The organism is Mycolicibacterium hodleri (assembly GCF_025822245.1).
GTDB lineage: Bacteria > Actinomycetota > Actinomycetes > Mycobacteriales > Mycobacteriaceae > Mycobacterium > Mycobacterium hodleri.
The window spans coordinates 142,556-159,618 of record NZ_JACKTL010000026.1; the positions used below are offsets into that span (position 1 = coordinate 142,556).

At 69.0% G+C, this 17,063-nt stretch carries 17 protein-coding genes; 10 read left to right on the plus strand and 7 right to left on the minus strand.

What is annotated here, in order from left to right:
- The first annotated feature begins 41 nt into the window (after nucleotides 1-41).
- On the plus strand, nucleotides 42-1,172 hold the full coding sequence (locus H7J06_RS08900; RefSeq protein WP_264038387.1) for a cellulase family glycosylhydrolase: 1,131 nt from the start codon (nucleotides 42-44) through the stop codon (nucleotides 1,170-1,172).
- Here H7J06_RS08900 and H7J06_RS08905 read toward each other — a convergent pair.
- Nucleotides 1,153-1,866 (minus strand): TIGR03089 family protein, encoded by a 714-nt coding sequence (locus H7J06_RS08905; RefSeq protein ID WP_264038768.1) that lies wholly within the window; start codon nucleotides 1,864-1,866, stop codon nucleotides 1,153-1,155. The genes H7J06_RS08900 and H7J06_RS08905 overlap by 20 nt on opposite strands.
- The gene (locus H7J06_RS08910) at nucleotides 1,863-3,344 is read right to left on the minus strand and encodes an LCP family protein (protein WP_264038388.1); all 1,482 of its coding nucleotides are present in this window, start codon (nucleotides 3,342-3,344) and stop codon (nucleotides 1,863-1,865) included. The genes H7J06_RS08905 and H7J06_RS08910 overlap by 4 nt, the downstream gene beginning before the upstream one ends.
- Nucleotides 3,345-3,412: 68 nt before the next feature.
- On the opposite strand from H7J06_RS08910, the gene rfbD reads away from it, so the two are divergent.
- From rfbD to manB, 3 genes are read left to right on the plus strand one after another with little or no spacing between them, the layout of a single operon-like run.
- Complete coding sequence (gene rfbD, locus H7J06_RS08915; protein WP_264038389.1) at nucleotides 3,413-4,294, plus strand: dTDP-4-dehydrorhamnose reductase; 882 nt, start codon at nucleotides 3,413-3,415, stop codon at nucleotides 4,292-4,294.
- Nucleotides 4,291-5,190 (plus strand): glycosyltransferase family 2 protein, encoded by a 900-nt coding sequence (locus tag H7J06_RS08920; RefSeq protein WP_264038390.1) that lies wholly within the window; start codon nucleotides 4,291-4,293, stop codon nucleotides 5,188-5,190. The genes rfbD and H7J06_RS08920 overlap by 4 nt, the downstream gene beginning before the upstream one ends.
- Nucleotides 5,191-5,206: 16 nt before the next feature.
- Nucleotides 5,207-6,295 (plus strand): mannose-1-phosphate guanylyltransferase ManB, encoded by a 1,089-nt coding sequence (manB, locus tag H7J06_RS08925; protein WP_264038391.1) that lies wholly within the window; start codon nucleotides 5,207-5,209, stop codon nucleotides 6,293-6,295.
- Here manB and H7J06_RS08930 read toward each other — a convergent pair.
- From H7J06_RS08930 to cofD, 3 genes are read right to left on the minus strand one after another with little or no spacing between them, the layout of a single operon-like run.
- On the minus strand, nucleotides 6,277-6,819 hold the full coding sequence (locus tag H7J06_RS08930; RefSeq protein WP_264038392.1) for an NUDIX domain-containing protein: 543 nt from the start codon (nucleotides 6,817-6,819) through the stop codon (nucleotides 6,277-6,279). The two genes, manB and H7J06_RS08930, sit on opposite strands and share 19 nt — an antisense overlap.
- Nucleotides 6,816-8,156 carry a coenzyme F420-0:L-glutamate ligase gene (locus H7J06_RS08935; RefSeq protein WP_264038769.1) on the minus strand — a complete coding sequence of 447 codons (1,341 nt, stop codon included), beginning with the start codon at nucleotides 8,154-8,156 and terminating at the stop codon, nucleotides 6,816-6,818. Before H7J06_RS08935 ends, H7J06_RS08930 begins: the two co-directional genes overlap by 4 nt.
- A gap of 14 nt (nucleotides 8,157-8,170) precedes the next feature.
- Nucleotides 8,171-9,175, minus strand: coding sequence for a 2-phospho-L-lactate transferase (cofD, locus tag H7J06_RS08940; protein ID WP_264038394.1), 1,005 nt, complete (start codon nucleotides 9,173-9,175; stop codon nucleotides 8,171-8,173).
- Between the two features lie 363 nt (nucleotides 9,176-9,538).
- On the opposite strand from cofD, the gene H7J06_RS08945 reads away from it, so the two are divergent.
- Entirely contained in the window at nucleotides 9,539-9,883 is a 345-nt protein-coding gene (locus H7J06_RS08945; protein ID WP_264038395.1) for a WhiB family transcriptional regulator, read from the plus strand.
- A gap of 24 nt (nucleotides 9,884-9,907) precedes the next feature.
- Here the strand turns inward: H7J06_RS08945 and H7J06_RS08950 are convergent, their stop codons facing one another.
- Entirely contained in the window at nucleotides 9,908-10,333 is a 426-nt protein-coding gene (locus H7J06_RS08950) for a metallopeptidase family protein (RefSeq protein ID WP_264038771.1), read from the minus strand.
- Between the two features lie 132 nt (nucleotides 10,334-10,465).
- Here H7J06_RS08950 and H7J06_RS08955 point away from each other — a divergent pair, with 132 nt between their 5' ends.
- The 5 genes from H7J06_RS08955 (at nucleotide 10,466) to H7J06_RS08975 (ending at nucleotide 15,639) form a co-directional block, all read left to right on the plus strand.
- On the plus strand, nucleotides 10,466-10,879 hold the full coding sequence (locus tag H7J06_RS08955) for a DUF3499 domain-containing protein (protein WP_264038396.1): 414 nt from the start codon (nucleotides 10,466-10,468) through the stop codon (nucleotides 10,877-10,879).
- Nucleotides 10,880-11,009: 130 nt separating this feature from the next.
- The gene (locus tag H7J06_RS08960) at nucleotides 11,010-12,407 is read left to right on the plus strand and encodes a phosphomannomutase/phosphoglucomutase (protein WP_264038397.1); all 1,398 of its coding nucleotides are present in this window, start codon (nucleotides 11,010-11,012) and stop codon (nucleotides 12,405-12,407) included.
- Entirely contained in the window at nucleotides 12,404-13,477 is a 1,074-nt protein-coding gene (locus tag H7J06_RS08965; RefSeq protein ID WP_264038398.1) for a TobH protein, read from the plus strand. The genes H7J06_RS08960 and H7J06_RS08965 overlap by 4 nt, the downstream gene beginning before the upstream one ends.
- Before the next feature lie 3 nt (nucleotides 13,478-13,480).
- A complete protein-coding gene (gene manA, locus H7J06_RS08970) occupies nucleotides 13,481-14,707 on the plus strand; it encodes a mannose-6-phosphate isomerase, class I (protein ID WP_264038399.1) in 1,227 nt (408 codons plus the stop codon).
- A gap of 11 nt (nucleotides 14,708-14,718) precedes the next feature.
- Nucleotides 14,719-15,639: a cation diffusion facilitator family transporter gene (locus H7J06_RS08975; protein ID WP_264038400.1), complete on the plus strand. Its 921-nt coding sequence runs from the start codon at nucleotides 14,719-14,721 to the stop codon at nucleotides 15,637-15,639.
- On the opposite strand, the gene H7J06_RS08980 is transcribed toward H7J06_RS08975, so the two are convergent.
- Complete coding sequence (locus tag H7J06_RS08980) at nucleotides 15,596-17,008, minus strand: FAD-dependent oxidoreductase (protein ID WP_264038402.1); 1,413 nt, start codon at nucleotides 17,006-17,008, stop codon at nucleotides 15,596-15,598. The two genes, H7J06_RS08975 and H7J06_RS08980, sit on opposite strands and share 44 nt — an antisense overlap.
- Between the last annotated feature and the right edge of the window lie 55 nt (nucleotides 17,009-17,063).

The window sequence follows — 17,063 nt, forward strand, 5'->3', positions numbered from 1 at the left end:
GTGATGCCGGTTACCCCGACTCCCGAACACTGGAGACCTCGATGCTCCGAGCGCCACTGCCGGGCCTTCGACGGTTGGGCGTGGTGATCGCGGCGGCCGCGGTGTTGGTGTCCGGCTGCGGTCACCCCACGGACGCGCCGCGTCCGGCGGCCGAACCCACGACGTCGGGCGCCTCCTCGGCGGTCGACCAGCGCTCCACCACGGTGGGCATCGCGGACTCGGACCTGCTTGGACTGCCGCAGCCCCAAGTGGTCGACGCCGTCGGGCGGATGAAGCAGTTGGGCGTCACGACCGTGAGGTTGTTGGTCCCGTGGGCGGCGATCCAGCCCAGTCCGGACGTGTACGACTGGAGCATGGTCGACAAGACGGTCAATGCCGTTTCCTCCCAACACATGTCGATTCTGGCTACGTTGAATTCCCCGCCGGGATGGGCCGTGGCGCCGGGCCAGCCCGCGATCGCGGGGCGGCCCGCGTCCCCGGCGGCGTTCGGTCTGTTCGCAGGCAAGGTGGCCGAGCACTTTCGCGGCAAGATCTCCGCCTACGAGATATGGAACGAGCCGAATTGGTCGGCGTTCTACGCACCCGCCCCGGATCCGGCGGGTTACGCCGACCTCCTCAAGGCTGCGTACCCGGCGATCAAGGCCGCCGCTCCCTCGGCACTGGTGGTCGCCGCCGGATTGGGCTCCGTCGTGGACCATGCGATGATCACCATGGATCCGGTGAAGTTCGTCTCGGGGATGTACACCGCTGGTGCGCGGAACTTCTTCGACGCGTTGGCCTTTCACCCCTACCAGTACTCGATGAAGTTCTCCGAGAGCTGGCATCCCGACGCCCCGCTGAATCAGCTGAGCGAAATTCGCCGGGTGATGCTCGCCAACGGTGACGGGGAGAAGAAGATCTGGGCCACGGAGTACGGCGAACCGTCCTCCGAGGTCGGCGAGAAGGCACAGGCGGAGTATCTCGACGACATGCTCGGCACGTGGCGCAGCCTGTCCTACGCCGGTCCGGTGTACGTCTACACCATGCGCGACCGCAATTCCGACAGTCGCGAGCCCGACGACACCCTCGGGATCTTCCGTTCCGACGGCACCCCGAAGGCTGCGCAGAGCGTGGTGACGTCCTACCTGGGCATGCCGGACGTCGGCGAGGGGCCTATCCCAGCTCCGCGGTGACCTTCTCGGCCTCGCGGCGGCGTACCTGCGCGGCGGGATCCGGATGGGCGACCTGGACCAGGGATCCGCCCGCCACCAAGACCGCGAGTACGCGGTCGACGACGGCGTCGGCCGTGTCCCAGGGCGCCGACGAGAGCACCCTGCTCCCCGAGTTCAGCCCACGCGCGGTGGCGGACGCGGTTGCGGCCGCGAGGACGTCGCCGGTGGAGACCCCGTCGAGCGCGGGGCCGGGCTGGCGCTCGGGGACGATCTGGTCTCCGTGCGCACGGACCGAGGTGGCGTAGTCGGTGATGCCGAACGGGAGGTCGGCGACCGGCTTGCCAAACGCGTCGAGGGAGAACGCCACGACGGCGCCCATCTGCCCGACGGCGGCGTCCGCCTCGTCCAGGCGGTCGACCGTACAACAGGCGACGTCGCAGTCACCTTGTCCGAGAACGACTTCCGCGCCGATGAACCAGACTCCGAGCAGTACGCCAAGGGTCTGCCAATGGGCGGGCAGTTGGACGGCCACCCGGCTGCCGGGCCCGGCGCCAAGCTCGTCGCGCAACAGGTTGCCCGTCTTGGCCGCCCAGTTGGCCAGGGTCACCGTCGACAGCTCGATGCGCTCGCCCGTGGCGTCGTCGTAATGGGTGATGCGGGGTGCGGAGGGGAGGGCCAGTAGCGGATCAAGTACCGCCGAGCCAAGATTCGTCAGGCCACACACTCCGGTCCGTCGGCGCCCGCGGTGATGATGGGCGGCGCGGGCAGGGGTGCGTCGGTCGACGAGGCGGCCGCCGGGTCGACGGTGGAACCGGTCGCGTCCCCGCTGGCGACCTCGTTGCCCAGTCCCGATCCGGGACCGGTGTAATCGCTGGCGAGCACGACCTTGACCGACCCTGGCGCCATCGACGGATCTTCGACGACGGGCAGGTTGCCCAGCTCCTTCGACACCGCCTGCGCACCCAGGTCGTCGGTCTTGGCGGCGCGGATCTGGCTACTCGCCACGCGTTCGGCCTCGTTGTTGCCGACGTTGCCCGCGACGAACCCCTTGCCGGTCAGCACCTCCGACACCGAGGCGGCCAGACCGTTGATGTCGGAGTCGTTGACCACGTCCGCGGTCGTCTTGCTCGGCGAGTACGCGAGCACCTCGGTCTTGCCCTCGTCCTGGTCGTGGAGCAGTCCCGTCACGAAGTCCTGCACCTGGGTGGGGTCGACCCGCACGACGCTCTGCATGCCGTCGTCGCTCCAGCCGTCCTCCTGCAGCACCGGGATGGTGGCGAAGGCGACCTTGCCGCCGGCCAGCTTCTGCATCTGGGTGACGAAGTCCATGATGTCCCAGCCGTCGGACAGCACGACCGAACGTTGCACGGCGTCCTGCAGCCGGTTGAGCGTGGCCGGGCTCGACAACGTCTTCCCTGAAATCACCTCGTGGGCAAGGGCTGCCATCACGGCCTGCTGGCGCGTCACCCGATCGAGGTCACCCCGTGGCAGGTCGTGGCGCTGGCGGACGAAGCTCAGCGCCTGCGGGCCGTTCAGCTTCTGCGGGCCTGCGGGAAAGTCGGCGCCGGAGAGCGGCTCGTAGACGGGATCCTTGAGGCAGACGTCGACGCCACCGAGGGCGTCGGTGATGAGGGCGAAACCGAGCAGTCCGATCTCGGCGTAGTGGTCGACCGTCACGCCGGTCAGGGTCGCCACCGTCTTGATCAGAGCCTCGCGACCCGCTTCGGTGGCCTTCGGCTCGGCGACGGCGGGGTCTTCGCCCTGCTGTTCGACGAGCTCCTTCATCTTCTCCAGTTTGACCTGGCCGAAGACGCCGTTGATCTTCGTCTTGCCGAGGTCGCCGGGCGCCTCCACGTAGGAGTCGCGGGGGATGGAGATCGCCGTGGCGGACTCTCCGTTGTTCGGGATGCGCACCAGGATGATGGTGTCGGTGTTCGTCGAGACGTCGTCGCCGGCGCGCAGTGTGGCCAGCTCCTCGGCGGACAACGGGTTGCCGTGCGCGTCGGTTCTGCTGTCCATGCCGACGAGCAGGATGTCGATCGCACCGTCCTCGCCGCCGCCCCCGAGCGACGCCGACGACACGTGGTTGATGCCGTTCTCGAAGGACCGAATCTTGCCCCAGGCGACACCGGTGCCGATGACGATCACCGCTGCTGCGACCACGGCAACGATGCGGGAGAGGCGACCTGGCATCAGCCCAGGCTACTGGCGAGTCGCCCGAAGACGGGGTAACGCACCGCGGCGTGCCAGACTCTCCAGACATGTCTGAGCGTTTGGTGATCACTGGGGCCGGCGGTCTCGTCGGGCGAACGCTGGCTGCCGAGGGGCGCCGGCGCGGGTTCGAGGTGCTGGCCTTGAGCTCCGCGGAGTGCGACATCACCGACCCTGCGGCACCGGAACGGCACTTCGGCCCGGGTGACGTGGTGGTCAACTGTGCCGCGTACACCAAGGTCGACGACGCCGAGGCGGACGAGGCGGGTGCCCGGGCAGTGAACGCCGCCGGTGCCGAGAACGTCGCACACGCCTGCGCGAGGGCGGGCGCCGAACTGGTCCACGTCTCCACCGACTACGTGTTCAGCGGTGACTTCGGGGGAGCGCCGCCGCGTCCCTACGAGATCGGTGACGAGACCGGCCCGAGGAGTGTCTACGGACGCACGAAGCTCGAGGGCGAGTTCGAGGTGCTCTCGGCGATGCCCAATGCGCACGTCGTGCGCACCGCGTGGATCTACGCGGGTACCGAGGGCGGCAGCGACTTCGTCTCCGGCATGCGGAAGTTGGCCGCCGGAGAGGGGACCGTCGACGTCGTGGCCGACCAGATCGGCTCGCCGACCTACGTCGGCGACCTCGTCGGTGCGCTGCTTCAGGTGGTGGGCGGGTCGATCGAGGAATCGGTGCTGCATGCCGCCAACCAGGGCGCGGTCAGCCGGTTCGACCAGGCGCGCGCGGTGTTCGAATTGGTTGGCGCCGACCCGGAGCGGGTCAGGCCCGTCGGGACGGATCGGCATCCCCGCCCCGCACCGCGGCCGACGTACTCGGCGTTGGGATCCGAGCAGTCCGCCGCCGCCGGGCTGAGCCCGCTCCGCCCCTGGCGCGACGCGCTCGCCGCCGCCTTGTCGGACGGCGCACTACCCTCTACGCCGTGACTCCGGGTCTGATCGTGGTGACGGTGACGTATTCGCCGGGTCCTCACCTCGACCGGTTCCTGGCCTCGCTGGGTCATGCCACGGAGCGCTCGGTCACGGTCGTGATGGCCGACAACGGGTCCACCGACGGGGTCCCCGAGGAGGCGCTCGAGAAGTACCCGAACGCCCGGCTGCTGCACACCGGCGCCAACTTGGGCTACGGGTCGGCGGTCAACCTGGCGGTGCGGAAGTACGTCGCGGACGGCGCGGAAGACGGCTCGGCGGACGGCGATCCCGAGTTCTTCATCGTCGCCAACCCCGACGTGGTGTGGGGCCCCGGCAGCATCGACGTCCTTCTCGAGGCGGCCCGGCGGTGGCCGCGGGCGGGTTCGCTGGGTCCGCTCATCCGCGATCCCGACGGGTCGGTCTACCCGTCGGCACGGCATCAGCCGAGTCTGGTCCGAGGTGGCATGCACGCCGTGGTCGGTCCGGTGTGGAAGTCGAACCCGTGGACGGCCGCCTACCGCCAGGAGCGATTGGAGCCCAGCGAACGTCCCGTCGGCTGGCTGTCCGGGTCGTGTCTGCTACTGCGCCGAGAGGCCTTCGACGCGATCGCGGGGTTCGACGAGCGGTACTTCATGTACATGGAGGACGTTGACCTGGGTGATCGTCTCGCCGCGGCGGGTTGGCAGAACGTCTACGTGCCGTCGGCGGAGGTGCTTCACGACAAGGGGCATTCGACGGGCCGCGACCCCGCCCGCAACTTGGCCGCCCACCACACCAGCACCTACACTTTCCTGGCCGACCGGCACCCTCGCTGGTGGCAGGCTCCGCTTCGGTGGGCCATCCGGTCGGCGCTCGCCGCTCGGGCCGCACTGGTGGTCGGCAGTTCTCGGCGCAAGACCAGAAGACGATGAAGAGATGGGGCTGGCGATGGGGAGTTCGGTCAATCCGGCACAGGTCGACGCCGTGGTGCTCGTCGGTGGGCAGGGCACGCGCCTTCGCCCGCTGACGCTGTCCGCGCCGAAGCCGATGCTGCCGACGGCAGGGCTTCCGTTCCTGACCCACCTGCTGTCGCGCATCGCGGCAGCGGGCATCCAGCACGTCGTGCTGGGGACGTCCTACAAGGCCGAGGTGTTCGAAGCCGAGTTCGGCGACGGGTCCAAGCTTGGGCTGCAGATCGACTACGTGGTGGAGGACGAACCCCGCGGCACCGGCGGCGGCATCGCCAACGTGGCGTCGAAGCTGCGGTATGACACCGCCCTAGTGTTCAACGGCGACGTGCTCTCCGGTGCCGACCTCAACGCCCTGCTGAACAGCCACCACGACCGCGACGCGGATTTGACGCTGCACCTGGTCCGGGTCGGCGATCCGCGCGCCTTCGGCTGTGTGCCCACCGATTCCAATGGTGTCGTCACCGCGTTCCTCGAGAAGACGCAGGACCCGCCGACCGATCAGATCAACGCGGGTTGCTACGTGTTCAAGCGGGAGGTCATCGACCGCATCCCCACGGGGCGGGCGGTGTCTGTGGAGCGAGAGGTGTTCCCGGCGCTGCTGTCCGACGGGCTCAAGGTGTGCGGTTACGTCGACGCCACCTACTGGCGCGACATGGGTACGCCCGACGACTTCGTGCGCGGCTCGGCCGACCTCGTCCGGGGCATCGCGCCGTCACCGGCCCTGAACGGTCACCGGGGTGAGGAATTGGTGCACCACGGCGCCGCCGTGGCCCCGGGCGCGCTGCTCATCGGCGGAACGGTCGTCGGTCGGGGCGCCGAGATCGGTCCCGGCGCGCGGCTCGACGGCGCGGTGATCTTCGACGGTGCCCGAATCGAGGCCGGGTCGGTCATCGAGCGGTCGATCATCGGCTTCGGCGCGCGGATCGGCCCGCGGGCGCTGATCCGCGACGGCGTGATCGGCGACGGTGCGGACATCGGTGCGCGGTGCGAGCTGCTTCGCGGTGCCCGGGTGTGGCCGGGGGTGCGCATCCCCGACGGCGGAATCCGCTACTCGACGGACGTCTGAGCCGCTCGCACCAATTGCCGCAGGCCGAAGTCGGACCCCTCGGGCAGGGCGTCGAGCGGCCACCAGCGAAGGTCCAGCGACTCGTCACTGATGGCGACGTGGGCGTCCGGCGACGCGCGGGCCACGAACTGTAGGTCTAGATGATGCGTCGGTGCGCCCAGCGAACAGGTGAGCGCGTGCACGTGCAGGGCGACCGGTAATTCGCCGACGGTCAGTCCGTCGATCCCGGATTCCTCGCGCGCCTCCCGTGCCGCCGCCGCCATGACGTCGACGTCGGACTCCTCGCAGTGGCCACCGAGCTGAACCCAGCGGCCGATCCGCGGGTGCAGGGTCAGCAGCGTACGGGTGCCGGTGTGGTCGAGCACCAGCGTCGAAGCCGTGACATGGCCTGGGGCGCATGATCTCCTGCAGGCGTCGTCCCTGGCGAGGACGAAGGCGAGTACCGCGTACCGCAACGAATCCTGTGCGGGATCGCTGGGTTGCCAACGGGTCAACGCGTCGACGACCGAGGCGTGCAGGGTCATCGGATGGTCAGCAGCCCGTCGGTCGGCACGGGGTCCCGTGGCGCCAGGGGTTCGGCGGGATGGCCGACGGCGATGGCGCCCAACGGCTGCCAGTCCGCGGGCAGCGCCAGCACGTCGCGCGCCACGTCGGCGGCGAAGATGGTCGACCCGATCCAGCAGCTGCCGACCTCGCGGACGGCGAGCGCGACCAGCAGCGCCTGCACCGCCGCGCCGGCGGCGACGGTGAACATCGTGGTCTCGGCGGCCGTCCTGGCGGCATCCGGGTATTCGTGGGCCCCGTCGGGCACCATGAACGGGATCACCAGCTCCGGTGCGTCGTAGAGGATCTGGCCGCGGCCGACGCGTCGGTCGACGGCGTCCGCTGGCCTGCCGTCGGCCAGCAGGTCGGTGCGCCACCGTTGCTTCATCGCGTCGAGCAAGCGTTGGCGAACGTCGCCGTCGCGGACCCACACGAACCGCACCGGCCGCGTGTGGTGTGGGGCCGGTGCGGTAAGCGCCTCGGCGACAGCGGCTTCCACCACGGCCGGGTCGACCGGTTCGGCGCTGAAGGCGCGGACGGAGCGGCGGAGCAGCTGGGCTTGTCCACGGCCCACGGCGATCGCCTCTTCGGTCCCCAGCCAGAAGAGGTCCTCCTCGCCGGCTCGGACGAGGCTGCGGCCGTTGGAGCCGTCGTCGCGCAGCGTCAGTCCGCGCACGACGGCCACCGGTATGCCGGTCAGCTTGCCCTTCACCAGATCCGCTGCCGCGGCGATCTCGTCGGCGACGGCGACCTCGGTCACCACCAGTTCGTTGCCGAACTCGTCGTGCGCTCCGCCGTATCCGTGCAGCACGGCCAGACCCGCGGCCCCGATGGCGGTGTCGGTCTGGCCGTTGCGCCAGGCCCGCCCCATCGTGTCGGTGACGACGACGCCGACGGTGACGCCGAGCATCGTGGCGAGTCGGTCGCGGAGCAGCGCGGCACTTCCGTCGGGATCGACTGGCAGCAGCGCCAGTTCGGCGGAGTCGACGTTGGAGCCGTCGACGCCCGCCGCGGCCTGGATCAGGCCGATCGCGTTCTCGGTGATCAGTGTCCTGCCCTTGCGGGCCAGCACCCGGACGGCTTCGGCGTCGACGAGCCTGCGCCGCAGGGCGTCTCGTTCCTCGGGGTCCGACGGTGCGGCGACGATGCGGCCCTCGCTCTTGGAGAGCACCTTGCTCGTCACGACGACGACGTCGTCGTCGCGCAGCCAGGGAGCGGCCGCGGCGATCGCGGCGGCGACGTCGTCACCGGGCCGGAATTGGGGCAACCCGGGTACGGGCAGGATCTCCAGGGCGGCCGCAGCCCCGTGGTCGGCCATGTGATCGGAGTCGGTCACGCGCCGCCCACTCCCGCGAGTTCGATTCCGTGGCGCACCATCTCGGCGGTCGCCTGCGGGTCGGTCATCAACAACGGCACGGAGCGCACGGCGATGCCGTCGACGGCGGCGGTGTCACCCTCGTCGACGAGCCACCCGTCGAGCAGGCCCGTGCCCGAACGCGGCCCGAAGTGGGCACCGACGGCCTGCGACGAGGTCTCGACTCCGATGACGGTGAGGCATTCGTCGGCCATCCCCCGCAGTGCTCGCCCGGCGACGATGGGGGAGTAGCCGATGACCGGGGCGGCGGTCGACCGAAGGGCGCCACGGATTCCCGGCACGGCGAGGATCGCACCGACGCTCACGACCGGATTGGACGGGGCGAGGAACACGACGTCGGCCTCGGCGATCGCGTCCAGGACACCCGGTGCCGCCGTTGCCTTGTCGGCGCCGACGAAGGCGAAGTCGTGGGTGGGGACTTGGGCGCGATAGCGAACCCACCACTCCTGAAAGTGGATGGCCCGTCGACTGCCGTCGTCTGCGTCGGGATCGGTGACGACCACGTGGGTTTCGCTGCGGTCGTCGGTGACCGGCACCAGTCGGGCACCCGGCTGCCACCGCGCGCACAGCGCCTCGGTGACTTGCGACAGCGGGTAGCCCGCTCTGAGCATCTGACTGCGGACCAGGTGCGTGGCGAGGTCCCGGTCGCCGAGTCCGAACCAGTCGGGTTGCACGCCGTAGGCGGCGAGTTCCTCCTTGGCATGCCAAGTTTCGTCGGCGTGGCCCCAGCCCCGGTCGGGATCTATACCTCCACCTAACGTGTACATGCAGGTGTCGAGATCCGGGCAAATGCGGACGCCGTGCATCCATGCGTCGTCGCCCACGTTGACGATTGCGGTGAGATCGTGCTCACCCGCAGGCCCCGTTGCGGTGCCTGCGAATTGACCTAGACCCAGGTACTGCTGGACGCCGAGCAGAAAGCGCGCGCCGCCGACGCCGCCCACCAGAACTGTGACCTTCACATCGATCGACACTAGGCGCTTCGGTGCGGACGTGGTCCACTGGACTTTCATTTGAGCGCCGACTTGGTCACTTTCGCGACACGCCAGGTATCCGACGCGCCGACGTTTGGTCACGGGATGGTATGAAATCGCGTCCCTGCGCTTGACCCCTGCAGCTAACGCGTGTCTAATCACATCAGTGTCATTTCCCGGTTGGCTTCCGGTTCCAGTGTCGCAGACCGAGATTCGATCACTTGTTCGAATTACTGGGGCCACTAGGGTGCGTGGTGGGGATGAAGCAGGGAATTTCCAAGACAGGTGAGGAGGCGGAAGATGTCTTATGAGCACGTAGATTTCGATCGTGTCATCCGATTCGACAGTCGGATGCTCGGCTCAGTAGGCAACGAACCGCATACCAATACCGGGCCGGCGCAGGGTGGGGTGATCGGCCGTCCGCAGTTGAGCGTGGTCCCCGATCAGGCTGGTGCCTTCGGCGATCCGGAACTCGACGACGAGCAATGGCAGGAGCGCGCGCTGTGCGCGCAGACTGACCCCGAGGCATTCTTCCCGGAGAAGGGTGGCTCGACCCGCGAGGCGAAGCGCATTTGCCTCGGGTGCGAGGTGAAGGACCGGTGCCTCGACTACGCCCTCGCCCACGACGAACGCTTCGGAATCTGGGGCGGTCTGTCGGAGCGGGAGCGGCGTCGCCTCAAGCGCGGCATCATCTGATCCTGCGCTGACCCCGCGCCGGGGTCAGTCGTCGTCGTCGACCGTCGGGTCGATGACGGAGGGTTCCACGCCGAGATACGTGGCCACCTGTGCCACCAGCACGTCATGAAGCAAGTCCGACAGGTCGACGGTGTCCTTGGCTCGTCGCTCGATGGGCTTGCGGAACAACACGATTCGCGCGCGAGTGCTGTTTCCTCGCACGTCGACGCCGGCCGGTATCAGCCTGGCGAGGGCGATGGGCCCGTCGGCGATCACCTCGGGTGGCCATTGGATGTTGTCTGGATCCTTCGGCGAGATCCGGGGGATCTCGTCGACCGCCACGTCGAGCCCGGCGAGTCTCTCCTGCCATTGGCGCTCGATCGGTTCGTAGGCCTCCAGCACGGCCATGTCGAAGCGTTCGGCCCGACTGCGCCACCCCGGCACGGTGGGAGGAAGAAGTGGGCCGCGCATCTCCCGGCGTCCGCGATGTGCACGTGACGGCTGCCGGTCGACCATGCGGCGATCGTAACGGTTGGAGATCGGCGCGTTGCGTGCTGCGCGTGTCGCGGACCCGAGGGGTTTCTGCGCGATAGCCTCGTGTCCGTGAACGTTCCCCGTCGCTGCTGCAGGCCCGGGTGCCCGCACTACGCCGTGGCGACGCTGACCTTCGTCTACAAGGACTCGACCGCCGTCGTAGGACCGCTGGCCACCGCATCCGAGCCCCACTCGTGGGACTTGTGCGTGATCCATGCCGGACGAATCACCGCGCCGCGCGGATGGGAACTCGTCAGGCACGCGGGTCCGCTGCCGTCACATTCCGACGACGACGACCTCGTGGCACTCGCCGACGCGGTGCGCGAAGGTCGTGACGCTGGCGTGGCAGCCGCGCCCGTCGGGTTCTCCGATCCGGTCACCGGTGTGCGCGGAGGCGCGCTGATGGCACCCCCGGTTCAACGCGCCGAGCAGAACGGCCGTCGACGTGGCCACCTGCGCGTGTTGCCGGACCCCCTGGACTAAATGGAAGCCGGCCCGATGCTCGTCGCCGGAGCTCGTGCGAGAGCGCGAGTGATCCTCGGGCATGACCCACCGGCGCGTCGGTTGCCGAGCCGATAGGCTTGCGCCAAGAGTCCCCTGTGCGAGGAGATCAATGTCGAGGCCTGCTGCGGCTGTCAACCGTGTCATCAAGGCGTATGACGTCCGTGGACTCGTCGGCGAACAGATCGACGAACAGTTCGTCGCCGAGGTCGGTGGCGCGTTCGCCAGGTTGGTTCGCGGCGAGGGAGCCGACCGGGTCGCGATCGGCTACGACATGCGCGACAGTTCCCCGTCGCTGGCCGCGGCGTTCGCCGAGGGCGTGGTCGCCCAGGGCCTGGACGTCACCAGGATCGGGTTGGCCTCGACCGACCAGCTGTACTTCGCCTCCGGGCTTCTCGACTGCCCGGGCGCGATGTTCACCGCGAGCCACAACCCGGCCGCGTACAACGGCATCAAACTGTGCCGCGCCGGTGCCAAGCCCGTCGGCAAGGACAGCGGACTGACCACCATCAGCGACGAGGTGATCACCGGCGTGCCCACCTACGACGGCGCGGCCGGAACCGTCGAGGACCGCGACGTGCTCGCCGACTACGGACACTTCCTGAGGTCACTGGTCGACATCTCCGCGCTGCGCCCGCTGCGCGTTGCCGTCGACGCGGGCAACGGCATGGGCGGCCACACCACGCCCGCGGTGCTGGGGCCGCTGACGCCGATCACGCTGCTGCCGTTGTTCTTCGAACTCGACGGCACGTTCCCCAACCACGAGGCCAACCCGCTGGACCCGGCCAACCTCGTCGACCTGCAGCGCCACGTCGTGGAGTCCGGAGCCGACATCGGACTCGCCTTCGACGGTGACGCGGACCGCTGCTTCGTCGTCGACGAGCGCGGTCGGCCGGTGTCGCCGTCGGCGGTGACCGCCCTGGTGGCCGGCCGGGAGCTCGGTCGTGAGATCGGCGCCACCGTCATCCACAACTTGATCACGTCGCGCGCCGTACCCGAACTCATCGTCGAGCGGGGCGGCACCGCCCTGCGCTCGCGCGTCGGGCACTCCTACATCAAGGCGCTGATGGCCGAATCGGGTGCCATCTTCGGAGGAGAGCACTCGGCGCACTACTACTTCCGCGACTTTTGGGGCGCCGACTCCGGGATGCTCGCCGCGCTTCACGTGCTCGCCGCCCTCGGTGAGCAGGACCGACCGCTCTCGGAGATGATGGCCGACTACCAGCGGTACGAGGAGTCAGGCGAAGTCAACTTCACCGTGGCCGACGCCCCGGCATGCGTAGACGCGGTGCTGAAGTCGTTCGGCGGTCGCATCCAGTCGATCGACCACCTCGACGGCGTCACCGTCGACCTCGGCGAAGGCACCTGGTTCAATCTGCGCACCTCCAACACCGAGCCGTTGCTGCGGCTCAACGTCGAGGCCAGAAGCGCCGACGACGTCGCGACGCTGGTCGACGACATCGGTGCCCAGATCGCCGCCAAGACGAGCGAAGGCGGGACCGCGACGTGAGCGCTCCGCACGCGACCGTCGACCTCGACGACGTCGAGGGTCTGCTCGCCGCCGACCGAGAAGGTTTGCTGCGTGCGGCGTCGATGGCGGGTGCGCAGATGCGGGCCACCGCCGCCGCCCTGGACGAGGGCGCCCTGGCCGCCCTTGCCGGGGACCACGCCCCGCGCACCGTCATCTGGGTGGCCACCCGGGGTGCTGCCGAGGCGGCGGGCGCGATGCTCACCGCCGCGTTCGGCGGCTCGACGGGCGCTCCGATCGTCGTCGCCTCGGAGGTGCCACCGTGGATCGGCGCCCTCGACGTGATGATCGTCGCCGGTGACGACGCCGCCGATCCCGTGCTGGTGGCGACCGCCGCGAGTGGGATCCGCCGCGGCGCAAGGGTTGTCGTGGCCGCCCCCGACGAAGGTCCCCTTCGCGAGGTCGCCGCTGGCAAGGCCGTGGTGCTGGCGCCACGGCTGCTGGTGTCCGACGAGTTCGCTCTCGTCCGGTACCTCGCCGTCGGCCTTGCCGTCCTGCACGTCGTCCTTCCGGGGATGAGCGTCGACCTCGCCGAGCTGGCCGACGCGCTGGACGCCGCGACCTTGCGCAACAGCGCCGGGCGCGATCTGTTCACCAACCCGGCCAAGTCGCTCGCCGAACGGATGTCGGACCGCGACGTCGTCCTGGCCGGTGGCACCGCGGCCAGTGTCGCGCTCGCCCGGCACGCGGGCTCGACCCTGCTGCGCGTCGCTCAACAGCCGGCGGCCGCGGTGGGCCTGTCCGATGCCATGACGGCCCTGCGTCGGGGGTTGACCAGTGCTGCAACGAGTTACGAGTCGTCCATCTTCCACGACGACGAGATCGACGGTCCGCTCGGCAAGAGGGTGCGGGCCATCGTGTTCGCCACCGACGAAGAGCGGCCTGCCATGGTGGCGGCGCTCAACGGCTACGACGACGTGGACGTGGTGAGCGCCGACGACGTCGGAGAGGACGTGGTCTCTCGTCCGGCTGGTCGCCGTGAGCAGCAACTCCTCGTCCTGGCCGTCCGCCTCGAGATGGCCGCGGTCTACCTTCGATTGGTCCGAGGTTAGCCAGTGGACGTGTTACGTGGTGCGCTGCGCACCTACGCGTGGGGATCCCACACCGCCATCGCCGAACTCACCGGAAGGCACAGTCCCACACCACATCCGGAAGCCGAACTGTGGTTGGGCGCCCACCCTGGAGACCCTGCGCGGCTCGAGGGCGACGGTGGCGAGCGATCGCTGCTGGACACCATCACCGAAGATCCCGACGGCCAACTGGGCGCGGCCACGCGTCAGCGATTCGGCGACGCACTACCGTTCCTGGCCAAGGTGCTCGCGGCCGAGGAACCGTTGTCACTACAGGCGCACCCGAGTGCCGAACAGGCCATTGAGGGGTTTGCCCGCGAGGACCGTCTGCACATCCCCGTCTCGGCGCCCACCCGAAACTATCGCGACCGAAGCCACAAGCCCGAGCTGCTGGTCGCGCTGGGCCCCTTCGAGGCCCTGGCGGGGTTCCGACCGGTCGCCCGCACCGTCGAGCTGCTGCGGGCATTGACGGTCGCGGACCTGGATCCGTACATAAACCTGTTGTCGGGTCAGGCGGACGCCGACGGGTTGCGTGCCCTGTTCACGACGTGGATCACCGCACCGCAGGCCAACCTCGACACGCTGGTGCCCCTGGTGCTCGACGGTGCCGTCAACTACTTGCGTTCCGGTGCAACGGAATTCGTGAGCGAGGCCAAGACCGCGTTGCAGCTCGGCGAGCTGTACCCCGGGGACGCCGGCGTGCTGGCCGCGCTGTTGCTCAACCGCATCAGCCTGAAGCCGGGGGAGGGCATCTACCTGCCCGCCGGCAATCTTCACGCATACCTGCACGGCATGGGGTTCGAGGTGATGGCCAACTCCGACAACGTGTTGCGCGGTGGTCTGACGCCCAAGCACGTCGACGTGCCAGAGCTGCTGCGGGTCCTCGACTTCACCCCCACCGACGAGTCCGAACTTCGGCCACGGTCCACGCGCGAGGGAGTCGAGATCGTGTACGACACGCCGGCGCCCGAGTTCGCGGTGTCGATGCTGCGCCTCGACGGCGACGACCTCGGCCACGAGATCGACGCACCCGCGCGCCACGACGGTCCCCAGGTGTTGTTCTGCACAGAGGGGTCGGTTCAGATCCACGCGAAGTCGACTGTCTTGACCCTCGATCGGGGGGCCGCTGCGTGGGTGGCCGCCGACGACGGGCCCATCCGCCTGGTGGCCGAGCAGCCCGCGGCGTTGTTTCGCGCCACCGTCGGAATCTGACGGGGCAGGCGATGTCGGCATCGGGAAGCAAGCGCGCGATCGTCGCCGCCCTGCTTGCAAACGCGGGCATCGCAGCGGCCAAGTTCATCGGCTTCTTCATCACGGGCAGTTCGTCGATGCTCGCGGAGGCCGTGCACTCCGTGGCCGACACGTCCAATCAGGGTCTTCTGCTGTTTGGTCAGCGGGAGGCGTCCAAGAAGCCCGACGCGCTGCATCAGTTCGGGTACGGCCGTAGCCGCTACTTCTATTCGTTCGTCGTGGCGCTGGTGCTGTTCTCCCTCGGCAGCGCCTTCGCCTTGTACGAGGGCTACGAGAAGATCGTCCATCCCCACGAGCTGACCTCACCGGTAATCGCCGTGGCCATCCTGGGTGTGGCAATCTGCTTGGAGTCGTACAGCTTTCGCACGGCGATGGTCGAATCGCGGCCGATCAAGGGCACCGGTAGTTGGTGGCGGTTCATCCGCAGCTCGCGCAACCCCGAGCTGCCGGTCGTCCTGCTGGAGGACACCGGCGCACTCATCGGTCTCGCGTTCGCCCTGGCCGGTGTCGGTCTGACGATCCTCACGGGCAACCCGGTCTGGGACGGCGTCGGCACGGTGTGCATTGGTGCATTGTTGGGGGTGATCGCCGTCATCCTCATGATCGAGATGCACAGCGCGCTCATCGGGGAGGGAGCGACCCCGCAGGAGGACCAGGCGATCCGGGCCGCGCTGGAGCAGACCGCCCACGTCGACCGCGTGATCCATCTCAGGACGCAGTACATGGGTCCCGACGACATGCTGGTCGGGGCGAAGATCGCCCTCGCTGCGGAGACCGACCTCGCCACGATGGCCGTCGCGATCGACGCCGCGGAGGCGGCGATTCGTGCCGCGGTGCCCGCGGCCACGGTCATCTACTTGGAGCCGGATCTCGACCGTGCAGTGACGTCCTGAACCGATTGGTCCGGATGAACGTCCTGGCCCGGCCGTACTTCTCGGACACCAGCAGACCCATGTTGTGCCGGACGGTCCGACCCAGCGTCTTGGCGTCCGGCACCATGTAGAGACTGTCCAGCAGGCTGAACCGGCGTAGGAACCACTCGGCGAGATCGGCGTCGGTCTCCGCCGCGCTGAGGAACTGTTCGAATAGGTTGCCGACGGTCAGGTACCACCACGGCGCGTCCTCGGCGGTGGCGTTGTGCAGCGCCACGTCGCCGATGGCGTTCATCGTCCACACCGGCCAGGTCGTCTTCTTCGTCGCGCGTGCCAGCGCACCGGCGATGTCGTGTTCCCCCGACCGCAACACGGAGTGGAGGTTGCCCGCCTGGATGGAGGTCATGGTCATGCCCTGGCCGTAGGTCGGGTTGAAGCTCACCACCGCGTCGCCGAACGGGATGACGCCGGCGGGGAATCGTTCCATCAGGTCGTAGCGGCGCCATCGGCTCGCGGGATACTTGTGAAATGCCATGTCGCCCACGGGTTCACCGGCCCGCAGTGCGCCGCTGAGGTGCGGCGGCAGCAGGTCGTCGGCCGCGTCGCAGATCTCGGCGAAGCTCTGCGGCGGCGCCACCTTTCCGGTGCCGTACGACGTGGCGCTCCACAGTCCGTCCTCGTACAGCAGCATGCCGAGCCCGACGGGATGCCCGTGCGAGGCGCCGGCGACCACGACCTTCTCCACCAGCGCCTCCTCCGGGATGCGCACCCGCTGCGTCGCGTAGTCGATGCCGACGTCGACGGTGTCCTCCGTCGGCCGGCCGAAGCCCCACTGCTCGAGCCACACCGGCAGCCGGGTGCCGCGTCCGGTGGCGTCGACCACCAGGTCGGCTGGCACGGCGGTCGACTGGTCGCCGGCGTCGAGGAGGACGCCCGTGACGCGTTCCTCCGTTGAGGCGTACAGCAATTCGGCGACCCTGCCGCGCACCAGCTCGACGTTGTCGATGGCGAGCGCGCGTTGGCGGATCTGCCATTCCAGATGCGGTCGGCTTGGCACGTAGGCGGTGAACTCCCGCTTGAGCGTCGTGTTGGTCCCCAGCACGTGTCCCGCGGCGCCGAAGTGGATGCAGTCGGGTCGGTTCTCCAGTTTCGGCACCCCGGCCGCCACCATGTCGTCGAGCAGACCGGGAAACAGCCGTTCGAACTCCGCCGCGCCGCGCGCCATCAGCAGGTGCACGTGCCGGCCCTGCGGCACCGCGGTTCGGTTGCCGGGTTCTTCGGGGAGCTCGTCGCGTTCGTAGAGCGTCACCCGGTCGTAGAAGTCCGACAACACCCTGGCGGCGCAGAGCCCGGCGAGGCTGCCGCCGACGACAATCGCATGTTCGCCCATGGCTTGGACGGTAGTGGGTAAGTTCCCGGGGATACGACCGGAAGGGGCGAAGAAA